Origin of the sequence: Streptomyces axinellae (assembly GCF_039532135.1) — a bacterium.
Lineage (GTDB): Bacteria > Actinomycetota > Actinomycetes > Streptomycetales > Streptomycetaceae > Streptomyces > Streptomyces axinellae.
Genome location: NZ_BAAARJ010000005.1, coordinates 52,468 through 69,094, shown reverse-complemented (window position 1 = coordinate 69,094; position 16,627 = coordinate 52,468). Strand labels below are relative to the sequence as shown.

15 protein-coding genes and 1 tRNA gene are annotated in these 16,627 nt (G+C 69.0%); 7 read left to right on the top strand and 9 right to left on the bottom strand.

The features are described from left to right. Positions 1 to 164 precede the first annotated feature (164 nt). From ABD339_RS08705 to ABD339_RS08690, 4 genes are all read left to right on the top strand, one after another. The gene (locus tag ABD339_RS08705; RefSeq protein ID WP_344563910.1) at positions 165 to 1,922 is read left to right on the top strand and encodes a metallophosphoesterase family protein; all 1,758 of its coding nucleotides are present in this window, start codon (positions 165 to 167) and stop codon (positions 1,920 to 1,922) included. 145 nt (positions 1,923 to 2,067) lie between these two features. After that, positions 2,068 to 2,143: transfer RNA gene (locus ABD339_RS08700), tRNA-Glu, on the top strand. A gap of 653 nt (positions 2,144 to 2,796) precedes the next feature. After that, entirely contained in the window at positions 2,797 to 3,558 is a 762-nt protein-coding gene (locus tag ABD339_RS08695; RefSeq protein WP_344563908.1) for a hypothetical protein, read from the top strand. Then, complete coding sequence (locus tag ABD339_RS08690) at positions 3,555 to 5,660, top strand: SAM-dependent methyltransferase (protein WP_344563906.1); 2,106 nt, start codon at positions 3,555 to 3,557, stop codon at positions 5,658 to 5,660. Before ABD339_RS08695 ends, ABD339_RS08690 begins: the two co-directional genes overlap by 4 nt. 478 nt (positions 5,661 to 6,138) lie before the next feature. Here ABD339_RS08690 and ABD339_RS33730 read toward each other — a convergent pair whose 3' ends face one another. From ABD339_RS33730 to ABD339_RS08675, 4 genes are all read right to left on the bottom strand, one after another. Beyond that, positions 6,139 to 6,744 carry a four-carbon acid sugar kinase family protein gene (locus tag ABD339_RS33730; RefSeq protein ID WP_425575944.1) on the bottom strand — a complete coding sequence of 202 codons (606 nt, stop codon included), beginning with the start codon at positions 6,742 to 6,744 and terminating at the stop codon, positions 6,139 to 6,141. Further along, positions 6,717 to 7,022: a hypothetical protein gene (locus tag ABD339_RS08685; protein ID WP_344563904.1), complete on the bottom strand. Its 306-nt coding sequence runs from the start codon at positions 7,020 to 7,022 to the stop codon at positions 6,717 to 6,719. Before ABD339_RS08685 ends, ABD339_RS33730 begins: the two co-directional genes overlap by 28 nt. Positions 7,023 to 7,092: 70 nt before the next feature. Next, positions 7,093 to 8,223 (bottom strand): ACR3 family arsenite efflux transporter, encoded by a 1,131-nt coding sequence (gene arsB, locus ABD339_RS08680; protein WP_425575935.1) that lies wholly within the window; start codon positions 8,221 to 8,223, stop codon positions 7,093 to 7,095. Next, a complete protein-coding gene (locus ABD339_RS08675; protein ID WP_344563900.1) occupies positions 8,214 to 8,549 on the bottom strand; it encodes an ArsR/SmtB family transcription factor in 336 nt (111 codons plus the stop codon). Before ABD339_RS08675 ends, arsB begins: the two co-directional genes overlap by 10 nt. A gap of 92 nt (positions 8,550 to 8,641) precedes the next feature. On the opposite strand from ABD339_RS08675, the gene ABD339_RS08670 reads away from it, so the two are divergent. Beyond that, entirely contained in the window at positions 8,642 to 9,055 is a 414-nt protein-coding gene (locus ABD339_RS08670; RefSeq protein WP_344563898.1) for an arsenate reductase ArsC, read from the top strand. 361 nt (positions 9,056 to 9,416) lie between these two features. On the opposite strand, the gene ABD339_RS08665 is transcribed toward ABD339_RS08670, so the two are convergent. From ABD339_RS08665 to ABD339_RS08645, 5 genes are all read right to left on the bottom strand, one after another. Beyond that, positions 9,417 to 9,608, bottom strand: coding sequence for a nuclear transport factor 2 family protein (locus tag ABD339_RS08665; RefSeq protein ID WP_344564421.1), 192 nt, complete (start codon positions 9,606 to 9,608; stop codon positions 9,417 to 9,419). After that, on the bottom strand, positions 9,569 to 9,880 hold the full coding sequence (locus ABD339_RS08660) for a nuclear transport factor 2 family protein (protein ID WP_344563897.1): 312 nt from the start codon (positions 9,878 to 9,880) through the stop codon (positions 9,569 to 9,571). Before ABD339_RS08660 ends, ABD339_RS08665 begins: the two co-directional genes overlap by 40 nt. A 2-nt stretch (positions 9,881 to 9,882) precedes the next feature. Then, positions 9,883 to 11,505 carry an FAD-dependent monooxygenase gene (locus ABD339_RS08655; protein WP_344563896.1) on the bottom strand — a complete coding sequence of 541 codons (1,623 nt, stop codon included), beginning with the start codon at positions 11,503 to 11,505 and terminating at the stop codon, positions 9,883 to 9,885. A 693-nt stretch (positions 11,506 to 12,198) separates the two neighbouring features. Further along, positions 12,199 to 12,933, bottom strand: a complete 735-nt coding sequence (locus ABD339_RS08650; protein ID WP_344563894.1) for a TetR/AcrR family transcriptional regulator — start codon at positions 12,931 to 12,933, stop codon at positions 12,199 to 12,201. 302 nt (positions 12,934 to 13,235) lie between these two features. Continuing rightward, a complete protein-coding gene (locus ABD339_RS08645) occupies positions 13,236 to 13,820 on the bottom strand; it encodes a CGNR zinc finger domain-containing protein (RefSeq protein WP_344563892.1) in 585 nt (194 codons plus the stop codon). Positions 13,821 to 13,871: 51 nt separating this feature from the next. On the opposite strand from ABD339_RS08645, the gene ABD339_RS08640 reads away from it, so the two are divergent. Together ABD339_RS08640 and ABD339_RS08635 are read left to right on the top strand one after the other, a co-directional pair. Continuing rightward, entirely contained in the window at positions 13,872 to 15,398 is a 1,527-nt protein-coding gene (locus ABD339_RS08640; protein ID WP_344563890.1) for an MFS transporter, read from the top strand. 18 nt (positions 15,399 to 15,416) lie between these two features. Then, positions 15,417 to 16,538 carry an epoxide hydrolase family protein gene (locus ABD339_RS08635; protein WP_344563888.1) on the top strand — a complete coding sequence of 374 codons (1,122 nt, stop codon included), beginning with the start codon at positions 15,417 to 15,419 and terminating at the stop codon, positions 16,536 to 16,538. Positions 16,539 to 16,627: the final 89 nt, after the last annotated feature.

Sequence of the window (16,627 nt, the reverse complement as noted above, 5' to 3'; positions counted from 1 at the left end):
CGGAGGGAGAGACGGGGCGGAGGAGAGGGGGACGAGACGGGAGGGCAGGGCGGGCCCCGGAACCCGGCAGCGGGCCGGGGCAGCCGCCGGGCAGCCGTCGCACAGCCGCCCGATCGGCGGGTGGGGGCGCATGGAGGAGCCGCGCGAAGGGCATACCGCCCTGCATGGCCAGCGTTGCCACCAAGCCGTTCCGTGCCGCGGCCAGGTCGTTCCGCCTCGTGGCGGGCCGGGCCCGGACGCTGGTCGAGCGGGCCCGCGGCCGGTACCGCGCACACCGCCCCGCCCCCGCCCACACCACGGCCCCCACCACGACTCCCGTCCCCACCACGGCCCTCACCCGCGCCCCGCACCCGTACTGGCGCGCGTCGGGGCTGGTGGCCGTCACCCTTCTCGGGGCGTGGCTGGGGCTGCTGGTCGTGGGGAGCGTCGATACGCCGGTCGGGCCCGTCGATACCCGTATGACGCTGCGCCCCTCCCTGACCGGCGGCACCAAGGTGAACGTCTCGCCGCTGGGCGCCCTGGAACTGCGCAGCCACTACGCGCCGCTGCGCCTGGACGTGGACGTGGACCGGCTCGACCAGGAGCGGGCCTCGGCGCTCGTGGACCACCCCGAGCGCATCGAGGGCCTGGAGGACGAGATCTCCTCGGACGTCGGCTCCGGGGCGCTCGGGCTGGGAGTGCGCTCGGTGGTCGCCGTCGTCACCGGGGCGTGCGCGCTGGGGCTCGTGGTCTACCGGCGCCCGCGCCGGGCGCTGGCGGTGGGCGGGCTCGCGCTGACGCTGCTGGCGGCATGCGGCGCGACGGCGCTGGCGACGTGGAACCCGAAGTCCGTGCTGGAGCCGAAGTTCTCCGGCCTGCTGGCCAGCGCACCGTCCGTGGTGGGCAACGCGCGCAGCATCGCCACCGAGTTCGACGTCTACCAGCGGGAACTGGCCCGGCTGGTCACCAATGTGACCAAGCTGTACGACGCGGCCTCGACGCTCCCCGCCTACGAGCCGGACCCGTCCACGACCCGGGTGCTGCACGTCTCCGACATCCACCTCAACCCCGCCGCCTGGCACATCATCCGCTCCCTGGTCAAGCAGTACGAGATCGACGTCATCATCGACAGCGGCGACACCATGGACCACGGCACCTCCGCCGAGAACGGCTTCCTCGACCCCATCCCGGACCTCGGCGCCCCCTACGTCTGGGTACGCGGCAACCACGACTCGCCCGCCACCCAGCAGGCCGTCAAGAAGCTGGGCCGCCGGCACGGGGCGCGGGTGCACGTGCTGGACTCCGGGGTTCCGGTGAACGTGGCCGGACTGCGGCTGGCCGGCTGGGGCGATCCGCAGTTCACCCCGGACCGCTCCGTCGCCGCCGAGGGCGACCCGGCCGAGGAGACCGAGGGCGGCAAGCTCGCGGCGTCCCTGCGGGCCCAGCGGGATGCCGGGACCCCGGTGGACATCGCCGTCGGCCACAACCCCGTACTCGCCCAGCAGACCGACGGCCTCGTCCCCCTCGCCCTCACCGGGCACACCCACAACCGCAGGACGAAGACCCTGGAACACGGCACCCGGATGATGACGCAGGGCTCCACCGGGGGCAGCGGGTTGCGGGCCGTCGAGGGCAGGACGCCGGACAAGGTGCAGGCATCCGTGCTCTACCTGGACCGGGACTCGCGCCGGCTCCAGGCGTGGGACGAGATCACCCTCGGCGGCCTGGGCCTGTCCAAGGCGGAGGTCGCCCGCCACCTCCCGGAAGAGGTCAAGCCGGGTGCGCCCCCTTCCCCGGCCCTGTCACCGTCCCCGTCCCCGTCCCCGCCGCCGGGTTCGCCGCCCCCTTCCCCCCTTTCCTCGCCTTCTTCACATTCTTCGCCTGCCTGGCCTTCCGCGCGTTCCTCGCGTTCATGGGGAAACAGTCCGGCGACCGGCCGCTGAGCGTCGGGGCCAGTGACCGGCGACGAGTGACCAGCGCTCGGTGGCCGGATCCGGTTCCCGGGAAACCGTTTTGGCGAACCGTCCGCGCATCCCATATGCTGCCGGAGTCCCCCGAAGCGCTGATCAGCGCCAGGGCGGGCCATCGGCCCTCATCGTCTAGTGGCCCAGGACGCCGCCCTTTCAAGGCGGTAGCACGGGTTCGAATCCCGTTGGGGGCACCACTCTTAACCCCTCTGACCTGCGGAAACGCGGCCGGAGGGGTTTTTTCTTGTATTGACGTGTCAGCACGGTGGTGTTGACACCAAGCCTCTCCGCCCCAGGATTCCGGGGCCGGAGAGCGCTCCCTCTCCCGTGGCGACCCCGTTGCTGGAGTATGCGTAGCAGATAGGTCATCGCAGAGTTCCTCAAGTCCGGGTGTTACGCATGGGTCGCCGCAGTTGTCCACGGCACGAAGCGGCACAAGGTGGACCACACCCCTGAACGGTCCCGGGGTGTGGCCGAGGAGTACGGCTGCCCGTACGTCCTGGAAGGGAACAGTGCGCATTGTCGTATCGGGATGGTGGCGCTCAATTGCCCCTCAGCGCCATGCCGCTCTCCTCGGGCATCCGGGCCCCCACCGGGAGGTGCGTCCAGGACTTCTGGGTTCGTGAGGTTTCAAGCACCGTCAAGCGGGACCAACTGAGAGGCTCCGAAGACCTTCGACTCGGAGGCCGTGCAGGTTGAACCAAAGCAGGTGCGGTCGGCGATCACGACGTGACCGACACTGCCAGCACCGTCCATCAGGCGATGTCACCGCTCGCCGATACGATGCCCGGAAGGCGCGCCCCACTCCCGGCGGTGCGGTCAGACGAACCGAGCAAACAGGGGTCAGCGAGTGGGCGCAGTCGAACGGGTATTTCTGGAGTGTGAGCGCGCTCGTGCGGACGGCGATCTGATCCAGCGGGTGTCGGCGAGCGACAAGGAGTACCACTTCCAGAACTGGGTTGGGGAGCGCATTGAAGCGTGCCGCCTCGCCTACGACGAACCGGGTAGAAACACATATCCGGACTTCCGGCTCGTCAACCACCCGGAGGGCTACGAGGTCAAGGGCTTGGAGTTCCCCGGCCGAGAGGCTGACTACGACTCCAACTCCCAGGTTCCTACGGGAAGCCACAACGGCCGCGAAGTCTTCTACGTCTTCGGACGCTACCCCAAGGCCGAACGCGGCGTTGACGAGTATCCGGTCGTCGATCTCGTGATCTGCCACGGCAGCTTCCTGAACGCCGACACCGGCTATGTCCACAAAAACAAGTCATTCCGCGGCTTCGGCTCCTACGGCGACATACTGGTCCGCGACCGGAAAATGTACGTCGTGCCGACGCCATTCGCGCTGGCTGCGGGAACGGCCGGCCTGGCCACACTCATCGCACCCGCCGACTACCAGGTGCAGTCGAGCGAGCTCGTCCAGGTGGGCGAGCTGAATCGTGTCGAGGTCGATGAGGTACTCGTGTCTTACGAGTTCCACATGCAGACCAACGAGATGGTCACGCACAAGGAGCCGAACCCGAACGCCGGAACCGTTCACCAGTTCCGTGCCTACCGATCACGTGGAGCGGGTGACACGAAGACGGTCACGCTGAAGGAGCCTCGTTCGTGACGCCTGTCGTGCCTGTACGGACGGGCCTGGAGTCGGCCTTCCCGGCCGCGATGCTCAGTGCCGTTGGCACGAAGGAGTCCTGGCGCAAGGAAGTCCACCGCCCTGCGACCAGCACACACAAATGGTGGGCCAAGCGCCTCGGCACTGTCTTCCGCGGGATTCTTGCCTCGGCTACGACGCCCGAGGACACCGATGGCGCCGCTGCATACGCATCCCCGCTGGATCTGAAGGGTGCCGTCGTTCTCGATCCCTTCTCTGGCTCTGGTGTCACTGGCGTCGAAGCGCTCAAGCTTGGAGCCCGACCCGTCTGCTTCGATATCAACCCTGTGGCAACCCTGGTCCAGCGCCAGGCAATGCAGCCCTGGAATATGGAGGGCTTGACGGCTGCTTACAAAACCGTCGAGGCTGCCTGCCGCAACGAGATCGACCGCCTCCACCAGACCGAAGACGGCCGGAGCGTCCTATACTATTTCTGGGTCGCGGTTGTTCAGTGCCCCGAATGCTCCGACAGGGTGCGGCTGTTCGACTCTCCGGTGTTCTCCAAAAACGCTTACCCCAAGCGAGTGCCGAAGGCGCAGATCGTCTGCCCTGAGTGCCTGGCTGTTAAGCAGAGCCGGTACGACTTCCGCACCGAAACCTGCCCCAACGGCCACGAGATCAGCCAACGTGGAGCAGTCCGTGGTCAGATGACAACCTGTCGGCAGGGGCACACTTTCAAAATTCTGACCGCTCTCGGCGGCAACAGGCCCATGTTCGAGATGTACGCCAAGATGGTCGCGGGCCCGGACGGCTCGAAGCTCTACGAGAGCATCACCGACTGGGATCGCGACCTGTACGAAAAGTGCGTCGAGCGGCTCGCCGGCCTGCCCGACTCCATGGTCCTGCCGCAGGGCGAACTGGCCCGAGGAAACAACACCGACCAAGCGCTGAAGTGGAACTTCCGCGAATGGCGCGACTTTTTCAACGCGCGTCAGCTGGTCTCGCTCTCGCTGATCGCGACCGCAATCCGAGACTTGCCCGGACCCTCCGCAGAACGCGAAGCCCTGGCGACACTCTTCTCGGGCACCCTTGAGTTCAACAACCTCTTCACATCCTTCAAGGGCGAGGGGACCGGCGCTGTCCGGCACATGTTCAGCCACCATGTCCTCAAGCCGGAGCGCACGCCCCTCGAAGCCCACCCGTGGGGGACACCGAGGTCGTCGGGTTCCTTTTCGACTCTCTATAAGAGTCGGCTGCAGCGTGCGCATGAGTACAAGGTGAAGCCCGCCGATCTCGTCGACCAAGGCACAGGGGTCGAACGTGTCACCGGGCTCGCCAAGCCGCTGGTTGCGACCGTTGTCGACTCATGGAGATCGTTCGAGGCTGCCCAGGGTCAAACCGCCTACGTTGCCACGCGGAACTCGGCGGAGACTGATCTCCCCGATGGGTCCATCGATCTAGTCGTCACAGACCCGCCCTACATGGACAACGTTCACTACGCGGAGCTCGCTGACTTCTTCCACGCCTGGCTTCACGGAATGCGGCCGTACAACGCGTATTCCACGCTGGCGACAACACGGCGAACCGGCGAAGTTCAGCACGCCGATCCGGTGGAGTTCGGCAAGGCCCTCGAAGCTGTCTGGAGCGAGTGCGCTCGGGTCCTGAAGCCGGGTGGTCTCCTCGCCTTCACGTTCCACCAGGCCCGCATCAGCGGGTGGGTGCAGGTAGTCGAGTCACTTCGCCGCGCTAGCTTCGTGATCACCGCTGTCCAACCAGTCAAGGGGGAGATGTCGACGAGTATCGTCAAGGCTGGCGCTCAAGAGCCGTCGAACCTGGACAGCGTGGTTGTCTGTCGTCGAGCAGCCGACGGCGCAACCAACCCGAACGACTCTCTCGAAGAGGCTCTGGCGACCGCGCAGAAGGAGCTGAGCGCGCTGTTGGAGGCCGGTGTGGATGTTGGGGCAGGAGACGTGCGGTCCGTCGTTCGCGGCTCCCTGTTGGCATACCTATCGTCAGCGGGTCCCGGCTTGAACGATGCGGTCACCGCTCAGGTGGACGCGCTAGCTTCAGAGGCAATCGACGCGTTGATCGCCCCGAAACAATCTGCTGCGATCCTCGTCTGACACGAGGAAGAACACGGAGAAGCTACTTGTGCTGTCCGGGGGCGTTAGTGACAGGCGACGCGCCGTGAGTGGTGCTTGAAAGAGGCGCCGAACGGCCTGTTCCGCTGCTCCTCGACCCCCTCGTCATTTACCCCCGCCACCTCCTGCGCCACGTCCGTGCACATGCCGCCCAACCAACTTGATCCGCGACCTTCACCGCCCCTCAGCCGCAGCCCTCCACGCCGCCGCCACGCAAAAGATTACTCAAAGTCACTACCGGTATCGAATTTCAACTCACTCTCGCGACCTTGACAACTGGGGGCAACAAAAGCCATCCGCTCCACTGAGCGAACTCGACTGCCCGACGCCCCTAGACTGAAGAGCCCCGAAAGCATCTGGCGTTGCTTATGCAAGCATTCAGACGCGGTGTTGACACGTCAACACCGCACCCGGATGGAGGCCGATCCAAAGCGACCGAGAGCGATGGAAACCGGATCTATCACCTGCCTCTTCGGTATCCTCGCAGGTCAGCGCGGTAACGATTTCGGGTTCGAATCCCGTTGGGGGCACCCACCAAGACCCTCCTGAACTGCGGAAACGCAATCAGGAGGGTTTTTTGTGCCGTTTCCATGTGGTGACGTGTCAGCACCAGGTGCTGACACGAACAATCAAGAACCGCTGCAACCTGGGCACATTCGGCTTCCAGTCCCTCTTCCGCTCCCGGTGCTCGTGGATCATTTTGCGCGGGCGGGCTCGGAGTATCGCTTCTCTCCGTCGCCGCAGAGGAAGCGGGTCGCTCGAACTGTGGGCCGTCGGCGGCCAGTTGGCATGGGGGCGGGCACACGGACGAACCCGATGGGGTGCCGCGCCATGACGGGGTGCCGGTCGAGGCGGTACATGCCGCCGGAGTAGCCGGCGAAGAGGTTGCTGAACGCGGTGTACCGGCCGAAGTCCGGCTGAGCCGGTGCGATCGGGACCGGGCCGTGGTGGGGGAAGCGCGCTCGTGCAGCAGCTCGATGCCTCTGCCGATGCTGCCGCGGGTGGGGGAGCTGTCGAAGGTGGAGCAGACCTTGTAGATCAGCACTTCCGCGTCGGCCGTGGCGATCTGCCCCAGTTGGGTGCGGACCAGCTCGTCGAAGGCGGCCCCGCCCGGGGAGCGCGAGGTCCGGCGATCCCCACGACATCGCAGTCGGTGGGGAGCGGCTCGCTGCCGTCCCCGACGACGAGTACGGCGTCGAGACCGTGGCGGTGGGCCTCGGCGATCTCTCCCTCATCGACGTCCTTGTCACCGACCGGACGCCCCCCTGAACTGCGGCGTGCTTTCGCGAAGATCGTCGTCGCTTCGCAGCACTCGGCTGAAGCCCGCAGCTTCGCCGAGATCATAGGTACTGGCGCCGCGTAGCGGGCTGAGCGGCTACCTGGCGAGCGATGCCGGACAGGGCACCGGCCCTCCTCAGCTTTCCGACGACGAGGCGACGAGGGACTGGCGACTGAACTTCCGTCGCCAGGCGAGCGATACGTAGACCAGCGCGACCAGGACGGGGACCTCGATCAGGGGTCCGACGACACCCGAGAGCGCCTGGCCGCTGGTGACGCCGAAGGTGGCGATGGCCACGGCGATGGCCAGCTCGAAGTTGTTGCCCGCCGCGGTGAAGGCGAGCGTCGTGGTGCGGTCGTACGCCAGGCCGATCCCCTTGCCGAGGGCGAAGGTGCCGAACCACATCACGGCGAAGTACACGAGCAGCGGCAGTGCGATCCGGGCCACGTCCAGCGGCTGCGAGGTGATGGTCCTCCCCTGGAGGGCGAAGAGAATCACGATCGTGAACAGCAGGCCGTACAGGCCGAATGGACCGATCTTCGGAAGGAACCGGCTCTCGTAGCGCTCGCGCCCCAACTTCTTCTCGCCCAGACGGCGGGTGAGGAACCCGGCCAGCAGCGGCACACCGAGGAAGACGATCACGTTCAGCGCGACGTGCCAGACCGGCACCTCCAGCCCCTGCCCGTTGCCCAGACCCAGCCATCGGGGCAGCAGGTCGAGGTAGAACCAGCCGAGCAGGCTGAAGGCGATGACCTGGAAGACGGAGTTGAGGGCGACGAGGACGGCGGCGGCCTCGCGGTCGCCGCAGGCCAGGTCGTTCCAGATGATGACCATGGCGATGCAGCGGGCGAGCCCGACGATGATCAGGCCCGTGCGGTACTCGGGCAGGTCCGGCAGGAAGATCCAGGCCAGCGCGAACATGACGGCCGGGCCGACGATCCAGTTGATCACCAGCGAGGAGGCCATCAGCCTCTTGTCGCCGGTGACGGTGTCGAGCTTGTCGTAGCGGACCTTGGCCAGGACCGGGTACATCATGACCAGCAGGCCCAGACCGATGGGGAGCGAGATGCCGCCGATCTCCACCTTGCTCAGGGCGTCGCCCAGCCCAGGGACCGCCCGGCCCAGCCCGAGACCGAGAGCCATGGCGAGCAGGATCCACACGGCCAGGAAACGGTCGAGTGTGGAGAGCTTGCCGACGACCCCGGCCTCGCTGGGGCCTGCCTCGGCGGCGAGGGGGGTGTCGGGTTCTGTCCTGGTCACGGGCATGGCCTCTTCCGGTCGGTCTCGATGGTGGTACGGGCGGTCCCGGCCAGCTCGGTGAAGGCGCCGGCCAGCGCATCGAGGACCTCGGGCCGCAGCTTGTAGTAGGTGAACCGCCCGCACGGCTCGGTCTCCACCACTCCTGCCTCCCGCAGTACGCGCAGGTGGTTGGAGAGGTTGGTCTGCCGCGCACCGGTCTCCTCGACCAGGTGGGTGGTGCACAGCGTCTCGCGGGCGAGCAGGGACACGATCCGGAGCCGCAGTGGATCGGCGAGCACACGGACCAGGTCCGCACTCGGCGGGGTCAGCTCAGCCTCGGCTGATGTCAGCATGGACTGATACTCTCACATCAGCGGTGCATGATGTCAGCCACCATTGATGTAGCCAGTAGCGGGTGGCCCGCACTCACGGAAAAGAGAGCCGCATGTCCGACAAGCCCTCCGTCCTGTTCGTCTGCGTGCACAACGCGGGCCGCTCCCAGATGGCCGCTGCCTGGCTGACCCATCTCGCCGGGGACCGCGTGGAGGTCCGCTCCGCCGGTTCGGCGCCCGCCGACGCGATCAACCCGGCAGTCGTCGAGGCCATGCGCGAAGTCGGCATCGACATCGCCGCCGAGACCCCCAAGATCCTCACCGCCGACGCGGTCCAGGCGTCCGACGTCGTGATCACCATGGGCTGCGGGGACGCCTGCCCCGTCTTCCCGGGCAAGCGCTACCTCGACTGGAAGCTGGCGGATCCGGCAGGGCGCGGCGTCGAAGCCGTGCGGCCCCTCCGCGACGAGATCAGAACCCGCATCGAGGGGCTCGTTGCCGAGGTCGCACCGGAGGAAGCCGGGTGACTGTCGGCAACCGGAACGTGAGTCACCGGCAGTGACCTGTAGAGAGCCGACAACACCCGAACCGCAGCAGCCTTCGGCCGCCGCCCCCGCCCCTATGGCGCTGCTGGACAGCGGTTGGACGGCCGCTCATGGACTGTGCAACACGAGGGCGTGCCGTGCCCCCTGGACGCAGGCACATGCTCTGACCAGGCGCGATGTCACCCTGATGCCCTAGGTTCAGCCGGTCGAGGCGTATGTGCCCGATGCGAGGCTTCAGCTGGACCTTGACGTGGCTGCGGTGGCCGCTCGTCGTCGCGGTAGGTGTCTTCTTCGACGCGAGCCACATGTCCAGCCACTCGGCGACCGTGAGCTGAGAGGACCGTCAAGCGGTGCCGCCGTCAGCGCCGCGGACCATGGTTCCGAAGCCGATGAGCACGGTCTGGACGCGCCAGCCCTTATCGGTGCGTGTGTAGGTCATGTCGGCACTCAGATAGACCGAGCGGGGGTTGTCGGCCATGACGGAGCCGACCCACATCAGCCAGTCCCCGGTGGCGGTGTCGCCGTCGATGGTGATGACCGGGTGTTGAGGAAGGTGTGCATGGAGAGCTGGACGAGGGAGGTGGCCTCGGGCAGTACGGCCGCGATCGCCTCCGCGCCGTGGGTCACCTCGCCGTCGAAGCCTTCCCAGCGGGCGTCGGCCGCGAAGATGTCCGGGATCGCGTCGGCATCGACGGTCTTGCCGTTCCATCCTTTGTTGATCGCGTCGGCGTAGCGGGCGGTCAGGTCGCGGATCGCTTCGATGTCTTCGAGGCGGAGGATACGTTCCTCAAGCGTGGTGGCAGTCATGATCAGGACTCCGTTGCTGTGGTCTTGAGGGTGTGGGTGGGCACAGCGGCGGCGTTCAACGCGGTGTTGAGCGCTTGGGTGGGATCGGCCGAAGCGGTGGTGGTGCGCCAGGCGAGGTATCCGTCGGGCCGGACCAGAGCGGCCCCGGTGGATTCGAGGCCATAGGCGGTACGGAAGGCGTTGGGCTCCACCGGCTTCGCGTCGGTGCCGATGCGTACGAACGTGACGGGAATGCCCGACCGCTCGGCGGCACGGGTCGCGGCGGCGGCCCAGCGCTCGTCCTCGGACAGCAGCACCCACTCGCGCCGGAACAGATCCAGCGTCGAGCGCTCCTCGCCCCCGACGGTGACCCACAGGTGCGGGGCCCGGGTGCCGGGCTGGCCGGACCACTCCTCCGGTCGCCGCGCGGGCGGCAGGTCGGCGCCCGCGCCCAGCACCGCGGCCGAGCGGTAGAGCTGGCCGAGTTCGACGGACGCGTCGTCGAGCACCGGCACAGCTGTGCGGGGGGCCGTCAGGTAAGCCTTGTAGTCGGCGCGGGCGAACAACTGGTCATGGCGCAGGTCCGCCACAGGCCGGCGTTCGGCATCGTAGGTGTCCAGAAGCCGGGGCCCAGACCTCCCGGCCAGCACGGCGGCCAGTTTCCAGGCCAGGTTGTGCGCGTCGTCGATTCCGGTGTTGGCGCCGAAACCGCCGCGGTTGGGCGGCAATTGGTGGGCGGCATCGCCGACGAGGAACACCCTGCCGTCGGAGAAGCGGTCAGCGATCAGCCCGGCCAGGTCCCAGCGGCCGGTGGTCACCAATTCGACGGGGATGTCGGTACGGCCGATCGCCTGCCGCACCACCCGCCGTTGCTCGTCGGTGTCACGCTCGATGTCGTCACTGAGCATCAGCACCCACCGCCCGTCGGAGTAGGTGGTCAAGAACGCCTTCAAGTCCGGCTGCTCGATCTCGAACTGGACCACCCCGTGCCGCAGATACTCGTCCAAGGGCGCACGGAACAGGATGCTGCGCTGCACCGACAGCGGACCCGCCCCGTGCCGGGCGATGCCCAGCTTCTCGCGCATGGCGCTGGTCGCGCCGTCCGCGGCCACCACGTACTGGGCGCGCAGGCGGTACTCGTGGCCGTCGTCGCGGCGACGCAGTGTCGCGGTCACGCCGTCGTCGTCCCGGACGAAGCCGATCAGTTCGGTACCCAGCCGCAGGTCCGCGCCCAGCTCGGCCGACCGGTCACGCAGGAGGGGTTCGAGCCTGTCCTGGGTGATCGCGATCGCGTGCACCGGGGAGTCCTCGGCGCCGTAGGCGCCCCCGCCGCCCGGTGTCCACGGATACTCCTCCAGCCACGTACCGGCCAGGCTCTCCACTCGCGCCCGGCGCGGCGGCTTCATGCCCTGCAGCGACGGCGGCACGTCGATCCCCACTTGCCGGAAGTGTTCCACCGTGCGGGTGGTGAAGCCGATCGCCCGCGGATGCGAGGAGCTGCCGTGATGCTTGTCGACCAAGACGACCGGAACGCCGTGCCAGGTCAGGAAGACCGCGGCGGACAGCCCTACCAGGCTGCCGCCGACGATCAATACGGGCACCGCTTCGGTGGTCGTGTCGTCGGCAGCATGGGTGATCTCGTTCATGTACCTGCTCCTTCGCGCGTAGTGAATGGTGCGGCTCTGCACGCCGGTTCGGTCGGCCTCCGGCCGTGGCGCGGCGAAGCTCCGCTGGCCTGCACCGAGAGCGCGCATCCGCCACGGGACCGACCCGGACCCGGCACCATGACGGCCACCGCGGACGGCACGATGCCGGAGCGGGTCGTGCGCCCGCTCGGCCATGCGTTTCCGCGGACTCCTGCCGGTCACCGGGCCGTTCGCCACTCACAGATTAACGAACATGTTCGTCACGAGCAAGGTCGGAACGACCGCGTTCGGGACAGCGGGATCGGAACAACCGCGTTCGGGACAGCGAGTTCGGGCGAGCGGGTTCGGGGCGAGCAGATTCGGCTGCCGCACGGGCTCACCGTGATCACTTCGTGGTGCCGGCACGCCGGGGGCCGCCGAAGCTCCGGGGGACCTCCTCTCCCAGGGACCTCTTCGGGGAGCGAGGATGCGCGTGCGCACCGGAGAGACGGCTGCCTGCGCCGGCGCCCGTCAAGGGACGGGACAGCACCGTGCGGCCGGCCGCGAAGCGGCCACGTCGGCCACCTTCAGCGAGGCGAATGCTTCGTCACGGATAAGGCCGCGACGGGCCGGGACCGGGGCCCGGCACAGCAAGGGGGGCGCGGGCCCGGCGAGCGACGCCCACCGGCGTGGCAGCGGCCGGACCCGCGGGGCTCAGTCGGCCCGGCCGGGCACAGGCGTACCCGTGATGCCATTGACGAGCACGTCGAAGCTCCAGCGCATCCGGTCCTCGGCCGTGCCGCTGACCAGATGCGGTAGGTGCGCGCTGATCGCCGGATGCGTCGTCTCGTCCACAGCGTGCAGCACGCCGACAGCCGCGCTCCAGTCGTCCTCGGAGCGGGGGTCGTGCTCGCGCGTCGCCTGCTCGGCGGCGGTGGCCGTCGCGTCCTGGAGGAGCTTGTCGGCCCCCCAGGCGACCTGCTCGCGGCCGGCGCCGCTGCGGGAGAGGAGGTCGAGGACGCGCTCCACCAGCCGCAGGTAGTTCTCACCGCTCGGCCGGGCGACAAGAGCGGACCGGGCGAGCTGCGGATGCTCGAAGAGCACCAAGGTGTAGGAGGTCATGACGGCGCGGAGCCGGCCGCGCCAGTCCTTGTCGCCCTTGCCACCCTTGCCGCCCTCCCGTCCGGTCAGATCGACCTCGCCGAGCAGGGCGTCCAGGACGGCCGCGTGCAGCTCGGCCGTGTTGGCAACGTACACATAGAGCGAGGCCGGACCGGTGTCCAGCTCCTGCGCCAAGCGGCGCATCGTGACCTTCTCCAGCCCCTCGGCCCGCATGATCCGCACGGCCGTGTCCACGATTCCGCGACGGGACAGGGCAGGCTTGGCCGGACGCTCCCGGCGGCTGACCGGCTCTCTTCTCACACCCACGACGCTCATCGTAGCGAACATGTTCGCGCAGGGAGCCACACACCTTCGAGGACGCCCGCCCACCGGTCGAAATGCCCGCCACGAGCGGGCGGCCCGCACGACTCAAGAGATGCCGCCTCACCTGCGGTACCCGCCTCCGGGCTGGAAGGGCACACGGTGGACGAGGCCGCCTGGCCCGCTCGTCGGAGCCGCCCCCCTTTTTCACGCCTTGAAGTGGCGCGGACGGCATCGGGCCCGGGCCCGGGACCGCCACTACCGCCGCCCACGCGCCTGCGCGCCTGCGCGCCTGTGCGGCGTGACGACCCCGTTCTCGGACTGGAGTATCAACGCGGACTGCGTCGGTTCCGGTAGGCCGCGACGCTGGCCCGGTGTGCGCAGGTTCGGGTGCAGTACTGCTTCGAGGCGTTGCGCGAGAGGTCCACGAAGGTGGCCCGGCAGTTCGATCCGGCACATACGCCGAGACGGGCGGGGCCGAGCGTGGCGATCACGGAGGCCAGTGCGCTGAGCGTGGTCGCGGCAAGGTGCGCGGAGCAGCGGTCGGTATCGGAGGTCACCTCGGTCCACCAGCGGCTGTCCTCGTGGCGCAGTACGGGGGTGGCGCGGCTGCGGCGCAGACCGTCGTTGATCAGAGCCGCAGCTTCGACCGCGTCCGTGTTCGCCCGTTCGAGCACCTCACGCACCGTCTCGCGCAGCGCGCGGACTTCCGCCAGGTCGGCGCGGGTGGGATGCCGCTGACCGGCCCCTTGGTCCGCGGTCGGACTCGGCGGCACCGCTACGGGATGGTCGTCGAGGAAGCCCTGGAGCTGCTCCACGGTCTCCAGCGCGTCCTCTCCCTTGACCGGCCTCAAGGTGTTGGCGAGATCGACGGCTGTCTGGACCACCCGTGGGTCGTAACACGCATTCTGCATTTGACGTATCTCCTCACTGCTCCCTAACGTTACACCCAAAGGAGCTTTAGCATGTCACAATGCACTCGGCGAGGGACGACGCCGCAGGTCATCCCCTCCGGAGAGGCCCCGGCACCGGGGCGGACGGACGCCCCGGACGGGCGTCGGCTGGGGCTGACTCTGGGGATGCTGGTGCTGCCGATGTACGTGGCACTGGGAGCGCCGTCGGTGGCCCTGCCCGCCATCGGCCGCGCGCTCGCGGTGCCGTTCGGGGCCACCGCATGGATCCTCGCCGCGTGGTCACTGACCTCCGCGCTCGCGATGCCGGTCGCGGGCCGGCTGCTGGCCCGCTGGAGCCCCTTCCAGGTCCTCGCCGCCGGGGTCGTGGCGCTCGCCGCGGGCTCCGCGCTCGCCGGGGCCGGGCCGACACTGTCCGTCGTGATCGTCGGCCGACTGATCGGCGGCGCCGGGGCGGGCGCGACCGTGATCGCCGTCTTTGCCGCGGCCACCGCCCTTCCCGGGCGGCAACGGATCCGCGCCCTGGGAATCATCGCGGCTGCCGGCGCGACGGCGTCGGGGTGCGGGACGCTGTTGGGCGGGGCGGTGACCGCATGGCTCGGGTGGCGTGCCGTGCTCGCGATCCCGGTCCTCGCGCTGCCCCTCCTGCTGGCCGCGTTGCCGAGCAGGCGCGCGCTGACGCGGAGCGGCGGTGGCAGTGGCGGTGGCGGTGGCAGTGGCAGTGGCGGTGGCGGTGGCAGTGGCAGTGGCAGCGAGCGGAACGGCTCGACCGGGCGACTCGATGTCGTCGGCGCGGCCGTGCTGTCGGTGCTCGCCGGCTCCTTGATCACGTTGCTGCAGGCACACTCGGTCGGCCTGCCCGCTCCGGTCACGCTCGTCGTGGCTGCCGCCGGGGCGCTCGCCGCCGTGGGGCTGTGCCGGCGGGTGCGCGGTACGCCCGACGCGTTCGTGCCCCGGCGGGTGATCGCATCCCCCGGCTTCCTGGCGGCCGGGCTCATCGGCGGGACCGTCTTCGCCGGCTACTACGGGGTGCTGTTCCGTGCCCCGTCCCTGATCGAGCAGGCCACGGGCGGGGGCCCGCTGGAAGCGGGCGTGCTCTTGGTCCCGGCCGCCGCCTGCTCGGTGCTGGCCGGGCGGCTGGTCGGCACCTCGACCGACCGGTTCACCGGTTGGCAGGTGTCGGCCGGGCTTGCGGCACTCACCGTCGTCGGCGTGCTCGTCGTCGCGGTCTTCACCGGGCCGATCCTGATCGTCGTCGGCACGGCGTTGACCGTGTGCGGGTTCGCCGGTGCCCAGGCCGTCCTGGTGAGCCTCGCGCCGGACCTGGTCGCCGCGGACGACCGCCACACCGCACAGGGCCTGCTCAACTTCATGAACGCCCTGGGCGGCGGGATCGGTCCGGCCGCTGTCGCGGGTCTGTCCGGCATCGGGCCGGCGCCGATGGCCCTCGCCGTGCTCGCGGCACTCCCTCTGACCGGACTCGTCCTCAGCCTGACCCGGCGCCCTACCCCCGCCCCGCACCCGGCGCCACGCGAGAGCGGCGCTGACAGTCCACCCGCATCAGATCCGACAACGCCTTGACCAGCAAGGAGCCTTGCCATGTCCGCCGAGCCGTTCGAGGTCAGCGTCACCGAAGCCGAGATCGCGGACCTGCGTGAACGATTGCGACGGACACGCTGGCCCGAGCGCGAGCCGGTGGACGACTGGTCACAGGGGCTGCCGCTGGGGTATGCGCAGGAGCTTTGCCGCAGTTGGGCCGAGGACTACGACTTCGGGTTCGCCGAGCGGCTGAACGTGTTCCCTCAGTACCGCGACACCCTCGACGGGCTGGGCATCCACTTCCTGCACGTCCGCTCACCGGAGCCGGACGCGTTCCCGCTCGTGCTCACCCACGGGTGGCCGGGTTCGGTGCTCGAATTCCTGGAGGTCCTCGGCCCGCTGACCGACCCGCGCGCGCACGGCGGTGACCCGGCGGACGCGTTCCACGTGGTCGCACCGTCATTGCCCGGGTACGGCTGGAGCGACAAACCGACGACGACCGGGTGGGGCATCACCCGCACCGCGCGCGCCTGGGACACCTTGATGGTCTCGCTGGGTTACGAACGGTACGGCGCGCAGGGCGGTGACTGGGGTTCGGCGGTGTCCGCGGCGTTGGGCGAGGTGGCGCCCGAGCGGGTCGCCGCCGTCCACCTGAACCTGGGGTCCGTGGCGGCGGGCACGTTCGATGACCCGACGCCCGCGGAGCTGGCGAATCTCGAAGCCGAGAAGGAGATGCGGCGCACCGGCCGGGGGTACTCGGCGATCCAGGCGACCCGGCCGCAGACGCTCGGCTACGGCCTCACCGACTCCCCGGCGGGGCAGGCCGCCTGGATCGCCGAGAAGTTCTGGGCGTGGACGGACAACGACGGCCATCCCGAGGACGCGTTGTCGCGGCAGACGATCCTCGACGAGATCTCGGTCTACTGGTTCACCGCGTCGGCCACGTCCTCGGCGCGCCTGTACTGGGAGAGCTTCGCCAACTTCCGGGACAAGGCGACCGCGCCATCCGGGCTGTCGGTCTACCCGCGCGACATCACCCGCCCGTCGAGGCGGGAGGCCGAGCTGCGGTTCACCGACCTGCGCTGGTTCGAGGAGCTGCCGCACGGCGGCCACTTCGCCGCGCTGGAGCAGCCGGAGTCGCTGGTCGAGCAGGTGCGCGGGTTCTTCCGCCTGTTCCGCTGACTGTCCGTGCCACCCCTGGGAAGCCCGCGCCCAGGGGATGGTCCAGTCAGTCCCCCGGTCACCGGCACGTCATGTGGTGGGGCGGCGCG